Annotated in this window: 7 protein-coding genes; 4 read left to right on the forward strand and 3 right to left on the reverse strand. The window is 63.8% G+C overall.

The annotated features are described in order from the left end of the window. Positions 1–28: 28 nt before the first annotated feature. A complete protein-coding gene (locus ACVC7O_RS13085; RefSeq protein ID WP_458322564.1) occupies positions 29–3,448 on the reverse strand; it encodes an indolepyruvate ferredoxin oxidoreductase family protein in 3,420 nt (1,139 codons plus the stop codon). 170 nt (positions 3,449–3,618) lie between these two features. Between ACVC7O_RS13085 and ACVC7O_RS13090 the strand changes: the two genes are divergently transcribed. Together ACVC7O_RS13090 and purL are read left to right on the forward strand one after the other, a co-directional pair. Further along, entirely contained in the window at positions 3,619–4,524 is a 906-nt protein-coding gene (locus tag ACVC7O_RS13090) for a LysR family transcriptional regulator (protein WP_458322565.1), read from the forward strand. A 280-nt stretch (positions 4,525–4,804) separates the two neighbouring features. Further along, the gene (gene purL, locus ACVC7O_RS13095; RefSeq protein ID WP_458322566.1) at positions 4,805–6,964 is read left to right on the forward strand and encodes a phosphoribosylformylglycinamidine synthase subunit PurL; all 2,160 of its coding nucleotides are present in this window, start codon (positions 4,805–4,807) and stop codon (positions 6,962–6,964) included. A gap of 234 nt (positions 6,965–7,198) precedes the next feature. Here purL and ACVC7O_RS13100 read toward each other — a convergent pair whose 3' ends face one another. Beyond that, positions 7,199–8,461 carry a vWA domain-containing protein gene (locus ACVC7O_RS13100; protein WP_458322567.1) on the reverse strand — a complete coding sequence of 421 codons (1,263 nt, stop codon included), beginning with the start codon at positions 8,459–8,461 and terminating at the stop codon, positions 7,199–7,201. Positions 8,462–8,476: 15 nt separating this feature from the next. Beyond that, the gene (locus tag ACVC7O_RS13105; protein WP_458322568.1) at positions 8,477–9,385 is read right to left on the reverse strand and encodes an AAA family ATPase; all 909 of its coding nucleotides are present in this window, start codon (positions 9,383–9,385) and stop codon (positions 8,477–8,479) included. Positions 9,386–9,555: 170 nt separating this feature from the next. Between ACVC7O_RS13105 and ACVC7O_RS13110 the strand changes: the two genes are divergently transcribed. Both ACVC7O_RS13110 and ACVC7O_RS13115 read left to right on the forward strand, forming a co-directional pair. Next, positions 9,556–10,620, forward strand: a complete 1,065-nt coding sequence (locus ACVC7O_RS13110) for a glycosyltransferase family 2 protein (protein ID WP_458322569.1) — start codon at positions 9,556–9,558, stop codon at positions 10,618–10,620. Positions 10,621–10,724: 104 nt separating this feature from the next. After that, positions 10,725–11,654 carry a phosphoadenosine phosphosulfate reductase gene (locus ACVC7O_RS13115; RefSeq protein ID WP_458322570.1) on the forward strand — a complete coding sequence of 310 codons (930 nt, stop codon included), beginning with the start codon at positions 10,725–10,727 and terminating at the stop codon, positions 11,652–11,654. Positions 11,655–11,683: the final 29 nt, after the last annotated feature.

Below are 11,683 nucleotides of genomic sequence, written 5' to 3' on the forward strand. Positions count from 1 at the left end.
GCCCAGAGATTATGTCAGTTGTGTAAAGCTACTCGGCGGCTTGTGCGGTTTCGGTACCACCGGCCCGGATGATCGCCAGCAATTCCTCGCGCCGTTTGGCCGCCTTCGCCTCGTTCCGCTGCTTGACCGGACCGAAGCCCCGGATATCCAGTGGCAGCGCCGCGAGCGCCACAACTGCGGGGCGCGTCCGGTCATCGAGCCGCCCCAGCGCCTCTTTCATATCGCGCTCGTACTGCTTGATCAGCGCCCGCTCCATCCGGCGCTCCGCCGTATAGCCGAAAGGGTCAAGCGGCGTGCCGCGCAGCACCTTCAGCCGGGTGAGGATCCGCAGCGGCCGCTCGAGCCAGGCGCCAAAGGTCCGCTTCACCGGTCGCCCGTCCGGCCCCGTCTTCGACAGCATCGGCGGCGCGAGGTGAAAGCTCATCTTGAAGTCGCCATCGAACTCCTCCGCAGCCTTTTCCCGGCTGCTCAGAAGCAGCCGTGCCACTTCATATTCATCCTTGTAGGACAAGAGTTTATGATATCCTTTTAAAGTGGCTTCGCGTACTTCCTTGTCGGTGATCTGCTCCAGGAATCTGCGGTACCTCTTGGCCAGCCGCCCGCTTTGATAGGCCGTCAGATGCTCCACGCGGAAGGCAATCTGCTCGTCCATCGTCTTCGGCAGCTGGATCACCTTGGGCTGCGTCACCCTCGCGGCGTCCTCCGGGTGCAACACCGCCCACCGCCCGATGTCGAAGGCGCGCAGGTTCCGTTCCACCGCCGCGCCGTTCAGCGTGATCGCCTCGGAAATCGCCTCATGCGACAAAGGCACCAATCCCCGCTGCCAAGCCGCGCCGAAGATCATCATGTTGGAAAAGATGGAATCGCCCAGGGTTGCCTTGGCGAGATCAGAGGCATCGAACAGATCCACCTTGTCTTGCAGCCGCGCCTCCAGCGCCAGCGCCAGCCGTTCGCTTGGCAGCTGAAATTCGGTATCCCGGGTGAAATCACCCGTGATGATCTCGTGACTGTTCACCACGGCGCCGGTGCGTCCGGCGCGCGTCAGCCCGAGCGTTTTGGCCCCGGCTGAGACCACCAGATCGCCGCCGATCAGCGCATCCGCCTCACCGGTTGCCACACGGATCGCACTGATATCGCTGGGGTTTTCAGCCAAACGGCAGTGGATGTGCACCGCACCGCCCTTTTGCGCCAGCCCCGCCATCTCCATCATGCCCGCGCCCTTGCCGTCGATATGCGCCGCCTGCGCCATCACCGCGCCGATGGTCACGACCCCGGTGCCGCCGACCCCGGTGATCACCACATTCCAAGTGCCCTTGATCGTCGGTAATTCCGGGTCCGGCAGGTCCGGCAACGACAGTTCGGTCGTGGCCTCTTTGCGCACCGTGGCACCCTCCAACGTCACAAACGACGGGCAGAAGCCCTTCAAACAGCTGAAATCCTTGTTGCAGGAAGATTGATCAATCGCGCGCTTGCGTCCCAGCTCCGTCTCTTTCGGTACAATCGACACACAGTTCGATTGCACGCCGCAGTCGCCGCAGCCTTCACAGACATCCGTATTGATGAACACCCGCTTGTCTGGATCGGGAAACAGCCCGCGCTTGCGCCGTCGCCGCTTCTCCGCCGCGCAGGTCTGGATATAGACAATCGCCGAGACACCAGACAGTTTTGCAAACTTCTCTTGAACAGTTTGCAAATCCGCCCGCTCATGCAGCTCCGCACCGGAAAACGCCTTCAGATCAACGTCTTCCTTCTCGTCATAGACCACGGCGATATGCGGCACGCCCATCGCCTGCAATTCTTTCACGATCCGCGGCGCATCGAGATCACCCTCGTTCTGCTGCCCGCCGGTCATCGCGACGGCATCATTGTAAAGGATTTTGTAGGTGATGTTCGTCCCGGCGTTTAGCGCCGCCCGGATCGCCTGAACGCCCGAGTGGTTGTATGTCCCATCGCCCAGGTTCTGGAACACGTGATCACGGGTCGAAAACGGCGCCTCGCCGATCCAGTTGGCTCCCTCGCCGCCCATATGGGTGAAGCCGGTGGTCTCGCGGTCCATCCACTGCACCATGTAATGACAGCCGATCCCGGCATAGGCCCGCGCGCCCTCCGGCAGCTTGGTCGAGGAGTTGTGCGGGCAGCCAGAACAGAAGTACGGCAGCCGCGCCGCGATGTCCTCGGCATTGTCATTGAGCCGCGCCTCATCGAGCAGCGCAAGCCCCGCCCGCACCCCATCCGTCTCGCGCCCTTCTTCGATCAGGATGCCGCCCAGCTTCTCTGCAATCATGATCGGGTCGAGCGCACCGCGCGTCGGGAACAGCTCCTCGCCATGCATGGAGCCCGCGCCACCGCCCTTGTGCCAGCCGTAAACACGCCGCCCGCGCCGATCGTCAAAGATCGCCTCTTTGATCTGCACCTCGATCAGCTTGCGCTTTTCTTCCACCACCACGATCAGGTCGAGCCCCTCGGCCCAGTCGTGAAAGCCCTTCATATCCAGCGGGAAGGTCTGCCCCACCTTATAGGTGGTGATCCCCAGCCGCTCCGCCTCGCCCGCATCGATGTTCAGCAGGGTCAGCGCATGTTCGAGGTCCAGCCAGTTCTTACCCGCCGCCACGAACCCGATCTTAGCGCCCGGTTTGCCCCAGATGCGCTTGTCCATCTTGTTCGCATGGGAAAACGCCTCAGCCGCGAAGCGTTTGTGGTCGATCATCCGCGCTTCCTGCGCATGCGGTGTGTCGATCAGGCGGATGTTCAGCCCACCTTCGGGCATCTCGAACTCCGGCACCACAAATCCGGCGCCCTCCAGATCGGCATCAACCACCGAGGTCGCCTCCACCGTGTCCTTCATCGTCTTCAAACCGACCCAAAGCCCGGAAAACCGCGACAAAGCAAAGCCATAGAGCCCGTAGTCTAGGATTTCCTGCACCCCCGCCGGGCTCACAACCGGCATATAGGCATCGACCATTGCCCATTCGGATTGGTGCAGCACGGTCGAACTTTCGCCCGTGTGGTCATCGCCCATGGCCATCAGCACGCCGCCATTGGCCGACGAGCCTGCCATATTCGCGTGCCGCATCACATCGCCGGACCGGTCCACGCCCGGCCCCTTGCCGTACCAGAGCCCAAAGACGCCATCGAACCTGCCTTCACCGCGCAACTCCGCCTGCTGGCTGCCCCAGAGCGCGGTTGCCGCCAAATCTTCGTTCAGCCCCGCCTGAAAGGTGATGTCCTGCTCCCGGAGCTGTTTCTCCGCGCGCTGCATCTGCATGTCCACCGCACCCAGCGGCGAGCCACGATACCCCGTGACCAAGCCCGCAGTGTTCAGCCCCGCCGCCCGGTCCCGCGCCTTCTGCATCAGCATCAGCCGCACCAGCGCCTGCGTGCCGTTCAGCAGCACAGGGCTTTTCTCCAGATCGTACCGGTCGTTCAGCGAAATCTTCTGAGTGCTCATTGGTCGCCTCCCCAGCTTCCTAGATTTGCACAGATTTGGCTCAATAATAGGTCACAACAGCTGACCTGCATAGGGTATTTTTGCCTTTTCGGCGCTATCGGTGCCGCCTTGCCTGTATTTCGAAACAATATGTCGCTAGGGAAGGCGCGAAGGTTGGTACAAGGTGTTTCATGGATTGGGATAAGCTTCGAATATTTCACGCGGTGGCCGATGCCGGCTCGCTCACCCATGCCGGTGACAAACTCAATTTGTCACAATCTGCCGTGAGCCGACAGGTGCGCGGGCTGGAAGAGATGCTGAACACCACACTCTTCCACCGCCACGCACGCGGGCTCATTCTGACCGAACAGGGCGAGCTGCTGTTTGACGCAACCTCTGCCATGTCAAAGCGGCTCGACACCGCCTCCGCCCGCATCCGCGACAGCGAGGAGGAGGTGTTCGGCGAGCTGCGCGTGACCACCACCACCGGTTTCGGCACACTCTGGCTCGCCCCGCGCCTGCCCAAGCTTTACGAGCAATACCCCGACCTCAAGGTCGACCTGATGCTTGAAGAGCGCGTGCTCGACCTGCCCATGCGCGAGGCCGATGTGGCCATCCGCATGAAGGAGCCGAGCCAGGCCGACCTCATCCGAAAGAAGCTGATGATGATCCGCATGTGCCTCTTTGCGACACCGGATTACCTCGCGGAATACGGCACACCCAATGAGATCGAAGAGATCGAGAGCCACCGCCTGATCTGTCAGAACACCAACAGCGATCAGGTCGGCGCGGGCCGCAACCTGGTTCAGCACCTGATGACCTATGACATCCGCTCAACGCTCACGGTGAACAACTACTTCGGCGTACTACAGGGCGTGCTGAACAACCTCGGCATCGGCGTGCTGCCCGACTACGTGACGGAGGACTTTCCCGACCTCGTGCGCGTCATCCCGGATGTCGAGTCGGCCGATGTGCCCGTGTTCCTCGCTTACCCAGAAGAGCTGCGCCACTCTCAGCGGGTTGCTGCCTTCAAGGACTTCGTGCAGGACGAGATCATCGCCTACCGCAAACAACTGAGAGAAAAGCAGAAAATTTGACCAAACGGTCAGCCATGCAAAAACCGCATATCAGACATGCTGAAACAATTCTGAATCAGCCTTGATCGTGTGCAGACTGCCTCTTATTTGAACTCCTGAAGGAGCGGATGCTCTGCATCTGCCTTCATACCTCCCTGTTGGACTTGGCCGAGCTTCGTGCTCGGCCTTTTTTTTCGTAAGCGCGCGGGCGCATCCGGCCTGCATGGCCTTTGCCCTTTTCCCCGCCCCGCCCTTCCTCTAAAGACACCGGCAATATCTGCCACGGGGGGCGTTTTGCGCGATGACTGAACCTGCCATCACACCGGATCTGATCGCAAGCCACGGGCTCAGCCCCGATGAATACCAGCGCATTCTCGAGATTGTGGGCCGCGAGCCGAGTTTCACCGAGCTCGGCATCTTTTCGGCCATGTGGAACGAGCATTGCTCCTACAAATCCTCCAAGAAATGGCTGCGTACCCTGCCGACGGAGGGCCCCCAGGTCATCTGCGGCCCGGGTGAGAACGCGGGCGTGGTCGACATCGGCGACGGCCAGGCCGTGGTCTTCAAGATGGAGAGCCACAACCACCCCAGCTATATCGAGCCCTACCAGGGTGCCGCGACCGGCGTGGGTGGCATCCTGCGCGACGTCTTCACCATGGGCGCGCGCCCGATCGCGGCGATGAACAGCCTGAGCTTTGGCGAACCCACGCACCCCAAAACGCGCCAGCTTGTGAACGGCGTGGTCGAGGGTATTGGCGGCTACGGCAACGCCTTCGGCGTGCCCACCGTGGGCGGCGAGGTGCGCTTTGACCCCGCCTACAATGGCAACTGCCTGGTGAACGCCTTCGCCGCAGGTCTCGCCGACGCCGACAAGATCTTCTATTCCGCTGCCTCCGGGGTCGGCATGCCGGTGGTCTATCTCGGCGCCAAGACAGGCCGCGACGGCGTCGGCGGCGCCACCATGGCCTCCGCCGAATTCGATGACAGCATCGAGGAAAAGCGCCCCACCGTGCAGGTCGGTGACCCCTTCACCGAAAAGCGCCTGATGGAAGCAACGCTGGAGCTGATGGCCACGGGCGCTGTCATTTCGATCCAGGACATGGGCGCCGCGGGCCTCACCTGCTCCGCTGTCGAGATGGGCGACAAGGGCGGCCTCGGCGTCCGCCTTGATCTCGAAAACGTACCGGTCCGCGAAGAGGCCATGACCGCCTATGAGATGATGCTGTCTGAGAGCCAGGAACGCATGCTCATGGTGCTGCGTCCCGAGTTGGAAGCCGAAGCCAAGGCCGTCTTCGACAAATGGGACCTCGACTTCGCCATCGTGGGGGAGACCATCGCCGAAGACCGCTTCCTCATCATGCTGAACGGTGCGGTCAAGGCCGACCTGCCCCTCTCCAAGCTCGCCTCCACCGCCCCCGAATATGACCGTCCGTGGGAGGAAACTCCTCCCGCCACGCCACTCGCCGACGTGCCCCAGGTCGACCCCATCGCGGGCCTGAAATCCCTGCTCGCCAGCCCCAACTACGCCGCCAAGCACTGGGTCTACGAGCAATACGACACGATGGTCATGGCCGACACGGTCCGCACCCCGGGCCTTGGCGCAGGCATCATCCGCGTGCATGGCACCGAGAAGGCGCTCGCCTTCACCTCAGACGTGACCCCACGATACGTGCAGGCCAACCCGGTCGAGGGCGGCAAACAGGCGGTGGCCGAGGCCTACCGCAACCTCACAGCTGTGGGCGCCACACCGCTCGCCACCACCGACAACATGAACTTCGGCAACCCCGAAAAGCCGCGCATCATGGGCCAGTTCGTCGGCGCCATCAAAGGCATCGGCGAGGCCGTCGCCGCGCTCGACATGCCCATCGTCTCGGGCAATGTCTCGCTCTACAACGAAACCGACGGCGCTGCGATCCTACCCACGCCCACGATCGGCGCCGTCGGCCTGATCACCCACACCGACGATGTCATCGGCTCTGACATCCGCGCCGGTCACGTCGCTCTGCTGCTCGGCGAAACCACGGGCCACCTCGGCCAATCCGCCCTGCTCGCCGAGCATCTCGGTCGCCACGACGGCGACGCCCCACCGGTCGATCTCGCACAGGAAAAGGCCCACGGCGACTTCATCCGCACCCACCGCGCGCAGATCGCCGCCTGCACCGACCTCTCAGATGGCGGCCTTGCACTGGCCGCTTTCGAACTGGCCGAGGCCGCAGATCTCGGCATCACCCTCATCACCGATGACACCGCCCAGCTCTTCGGCGAAGATCAGGCCCGCTACCTGATCGTCGCCACGCCAGAGCAGGCCGCAGAGCTCACGACAGCCGCCACCAAGGCGGGCGTCCCTCTCACCCAGGTCGGCAGTTTCGGTGGCGACAGCATCACCTTCGGCGACCAGAGCGCCCCACTCACAGACCTCACCGCCCTCTACCGCCAGAGCTTCGCCAAAGCCGTCGCCTGAACTCTGGTCCGGAGCCGCCCTCGCATGGGGCTGGTCGGACGGGGGCAAGGCGGGGCGGTCAAGTGGAATTGCGGAGGCTCCGCGCAGCGGAAACCGCCATTCCAATTGACCGGCACGACGCGCCCGTCAGGCAAGGACCAAATGCGCGGACGGCTCCGGACCTTCTGGGACGGTGAGCCCGAAGCACCAAACAATAAAAGGAATGCGCGCGCCAGCGCGCTCCGCTTCACAACCCTAGCTCGACAGCGCCCGCATCAACCGCGCCTTCTCACCCACATCATCGGGGCGCGACAGCGACGCCGCCAGATCCTCCAGCGAGGCAATCGAATGCCCAGCGCGAAAGCTGTCCACATGCGGCAACATCGCCGCGATCCCCCGCGCTTTCGGCGCGAATCCCTCCCAGCGCAACAAGGGGTTCAACCAGATCAACCGCCGGGACGACAGATGTAACCGCTCCATCTGCCGCTCCAAAGCCTCCGGGTCATCCCGATCCAACCCATCCGTGATCAACAGCACCACCGCGCCCTGCCCCATCACCCGCCGCGACCAGTCGCGGTTGAAGGCGGTCAGACAATCGCCGATCCGCGTGCCGCCTTCCCAGTCCTGCGCCTCGGCCCCCGCCGCCGCCAGCGCTGCATCCACATCGCGCTGCCGGAGATGCCGGGTGATATTCGTGAGCCGCGTCCCAAAGGTAAAGGCATGCACCTTCGCCCATCCCGCCCCCTTGGCGTTGGCTACCGCGTGGAGAAAGTGCAGAACGACACGGCTGTACTGGCTCATCGAGCCCGAGATATCGCAGAGCACGACGAGGTTCGGCCAGCGCGGGCGCGGCGCACGGCGGGCGATCCGATAAAGCTCTCCACCTTGCCGCATCGCCCCGCGCAACGTGCGGGCCGCATCCACCCGGCGCCCCAGCGGATCGGCTTGCGCCCGCCGCGACAGGATCGGCGGCACCGGCAGGTTCAGCTTCGCGAGCATCCGCTTCGCCGCCGCCATCTCTGTCGTGCTCATCTGTTCAAAATCGAGGCTCCGCAAACGCTCTTCAGACGACATGGTCAGGCTCGCGTCGATCTCGATCTCCGTCTCGCCCGTGTCCTCATCCGACCCATCGCCAAAATCCGGCGCCTCCGCCCCGTCGAGCAGCGCCTCCGCCGCCCGCTTCTCGGCGGACTGCGCGCGCCGGTCCTCCTGCACCCCGCGCACCGCCGGGATCATGTAGGACATCATATGCTCCAGATACCGCGGATCGCGCCAGTAGAGCCGGAAGATCTGCGCAAACACCGTCCGGTGCTCGGGCCGATTCACAAAACATGCGTGCAGGGTCCAGTAGAAATCCCGCTTTTCGGTGAACCCCGCCGCCTCCACCGCCCGGATCGCATCAATCACCCGCCCCGGACCAATGGGCAGCCCCGCCCGCCGCAGTGCCCTCGCAAAATGGGTGATGTTACCTGCCAATTTCGGGTTCTCGGGCAGCTCGAGGGCAGGGTACTCAGGCATGCCCACGCATCCCGCTCACGCTACCTCCAGCGTCGCCTTGACCTGGTCGAGAATGCGTTTGGCCTCGGAACCTTGCAGCTTCTGGATGTCGTCCTGATACTTCAGAATCGCGCCCAGCGTATCGGCGATCACTTCGGGGCTGAGGTTGATTACATCCAGCGCCAGCAGGCACTTCGCCCAATCGATGGTTTCGGCCACGCCCGGCTTCTTGAACAGATCCTCCGTGCGCAGTTGCTGCACGAAGGCCACCACCTCGCGGCTCAACGCCTCCGCCGCCTTTGGCGCACGGGCCGCGAGGATCTCCATCTCGCGGTCGAAATCCGGATAATCCACCCAGTGATAGAGACACCGCCGCTTCAACGCGTCATGCACCTCGCGGGTGCGGTTTGACGTGAGGATCACCACGGGCGGTTCGGGTGCCGCAATCGTGCCCAGTTCCGGGATCGTCACCTGAAAATCGCTCAAGGCCTCCAACAAAAAAGCCTCAAACGGCTCATCCGTCCGGTCGAGCTCATCGATGAGCAGCACCGGCGCACCATTCTCATCCGGCCGCATCGCCTCCAGCAGAGGCCGCTCGATCAGATACTCATCACTGAAGAGTTCCGCCTGCAGCGCCCCGCGCTCGGCCCCGCCCGCCGCCTCGGCTGTGCGGATGGCCACCATCTGCGCCGGGAAATTCCACTCATAAACCGCCGTCGCCGCATCTAGACCTTCATAGCACTGCAACCGGATCAGGCGCCGCCCAAGTCCGGCTGCCAACGCCTTGGCGATCTCCGTCTTGCCGACCCCCGCCTCGCCTTCGAGGAACAAGGGCCGGCCCAGCCGCAGTGCCAGAAACACCACCGTCCCCAGCGCCCGGTCACAAACATAGCCCTCTGCCGCCAGCATCTCCTGCACGGCATCAATCGTCTCAACTCCGGCCATGTGTCCTCCTCTTTGGCTAAGATACCTGCATTCAAACCCCGGCGGGTCAAGCGCTGATGGGGGGCCTTTTGGTCTACGTTGACGGCCTGCGCCACACCTGCCATGGTCACCGACACGCCGCCGCACGAGGACCGGGTCCCCCATGAGTTCCCCGCCTGCCCGCCCCGCCCATGGCTGAGGCCGCCCCCACCATCACCGCCGTTCTGACCGTGCGCAACGAGGCCGCCTTCCTGCTGGAATGGCTGGCGCACCACCGCGCCGCGGGCATCACCGAATTTGTCGTCTGCTCGAATGCGTGCGACGATGGCACCGACGCGATGCTCGACCATCTGGCCGGGATAGGCTGGCTCGCGCATCTGCGCAATGACGGGCCTTACGGCAACCGCGGCATCCAGTTCACCGCGCTGAAGCTGGCCGACAAACACCCGCTTGTGACAGATGCCGACTGGCTCCTGCCGCTCGACATCGACGAGTTCGTCAATGTGAAGACGGGCGACAACACCCTGCCCGCGCTGATCACCGCGCTGCCCGAGGCCACGGCGATCACGCTCACCTGGCGGCTTTTCGGCAATGCCGGGCAGACGCACTATGCGGATACCCCGGTGACCGAGCGCTTCACAAGCTGCGCGCCCGAGGTGATCTTCTGGCCCTGGCGCGCAGTGATGTTCAAGACGCTCCACCGCAACGATGGCACCTACGGAAAGCTCGGCGTGCATCGTCCGAAAGCGCCCAACCGCGACCGGCTAGACAGCGCCCAATGGCGGGATGGCGAGGGCCGTCCCCTCGACGGACCCTTCAAGACACGGCGGGTGTTCTCCGACTACGGCCAGCCCAACTACGGCCTCGTGCAACTCAACCACTACCCCTTGGGCGACATGGAAAGCTTCGTGCTGAAATCCGACCGGGGCCGCGCCGTGCACGCGGATGTGCCGCTCGCGCTCGACTACTGGGTCGAGCGCAATTTCAACACCGATGAAGACACCTCGATCCAGGCGCTCAAACCCCGGCGCGACGCGATCTTGGCGGAGCTGATGGCCGACCCGACGCTCGCCCGGCTGCACACGGATGCCGTGGCCTGGCGCAAGGCCCGGTTCGACAACCTGATGCAGCAGGAGCCGTTTCGCGCCCTTTACGCCCGGCTGCTCATGGCTCCGCCGTCACGGCCCATTTCCCGAGAAGCGGCCCAAGAGCTCACCAGCCACGCCCTGCGGGATCGCGGAAACGTTAACAATTAGGGAAAATTTCCCTCTTTGTTTCCCAAAAATTGCCTCAAATGCCGCTTAGTTTGCAAGGGTAGGTCCTGCGGATTATGACCGCTAGGTGGGGGAGGACGCGCGCCATGCCGGACGCAGCAGTAGAATTCGAACAATCGCTGGGGCGTCTGCCCCGGCAGGAATGGATGTCGGAAGTGACCGATCTGGTCGAAAACCACGGATCCATGACCCGGCTGGGGCGCCGCCACAGCGCCACGTATGTGGAGAGTGGCGCCACGCTTCTGGTGTCCTTCGAAAGCCACCAGGGCATTCAGGCACTCTCACCCCACGGCCACCCGCTGGGCTGGGACATGGTGCGGCGCTTCGGCTGGTCGCATCTGGGCATCATCAGCGACGGCGACACCTGGTTCCGCGACGCCGCCGTTTTTGCGCATTTCGACGCGCTCGTCGATGACGGCTTCTTCGACGCCTTCGATACGGTGCTCTTTTACGGCGCAGGCCCCTGCGGCTATGCGGCGGCGGCCTTCTCGGTGGCGGCACCCGGCGCAAAGGTGCTCGCGATCCAGCCCCAGGCCACGCTCGATCCGCAGGTCACCGCATGGGACAAGCGCTTTGTCGAGATGCGCCGCACCAGCTTCACCGACCGTTACGGCTATGCGCCCGACATGCTCGATGCGGCGGAGGAGGCCTTCATCGTCTTCGATCCCAACCAGATGGAAGACGCGATGCACGCCGCCCTCTTCACCCGCCCCAATGTCACGATGCTGCGCGCGCGCCACATGGGCAGCACTCTGCAGACCGACTTCCTGCAGATGAAAGTGCTGAGCAAGCTGATCTCTGCCGTCGCCCGCGACAGCCTCACAGCCCCCCAGTTTGCCACGCTCATGCGCGCCCGCCGCGACCACATGCCTTACCTGCGCCGCCTGCTCAGCCGGCTCGATTATGACGAGCGCCCCGCGCTTATCGAACGGCTGTGCCGCGCGGTGGTGCAGCGGCACAAGGCGCCGCGCTTTGCCCGCCGGTTGGAGCAGTTCACCAAAGCCGCGGACGGCTGATACTGGCCCTGCCTGACAAGCTGTGCTAG

The organism is Roseobacter cerffii, assembly GCF_054226325.1.

Excerpts from the sequence above, each read along its gene's own strand:
- purL (WP_458322566.1), top strand. The coding sequence starts at position 4,805 with ATGACTGAACCTGCCATCACACCGGATCTGATCGCAAGCCACGGGCTC.
- ACVC7O_RS13085 (WP_458322564.1), bottom strand. The coding sequence starts at position 3,448 with ATGAGCACTCAGAAGATTTCGCTGAACGACCGGTACGATCTGGAGAAA.
- ACVC7O_RS13090 (WP_458322565.1), top strand. The coding sequence starts at position 3,619 with ATGGATTGGGATAAGCTTCGAATATTTCACGCGGTGGCCGATGCCGGC.
- ACVC7O_RS13115 (WP_458322570.1), top strand. The coding sequence starts at position 10,725 with ATGCCGGACGCAGCAGTAGAATTCGAACAATCGCTGGGGCGTCTGCCC.
- ACVC7O_RS13110 (WP_458322569.1), top strand. The coding sequence starts at position 9,556 with ATGGCTGAGGCCGCCCCCACCATCACCGCCGTTCTGACCGTGCGCAAC.
- ACVC7O_RS13105 (WP_458322568.1), bottom strand. The coding sequence starts at position 9,385 with ATGGCCGGAGTTGAGACGATTGATGCCGTGCAGGAGATGCTGGCGGCA.
- ACVC7O_RS13100 (WP_458322567.1), bottom strand. The coding sequence starts at position 8,461 with ATGCCTGAGTACCCTGCCCTCGAGCTGCCCGAGAACCCGAAATTGGCA.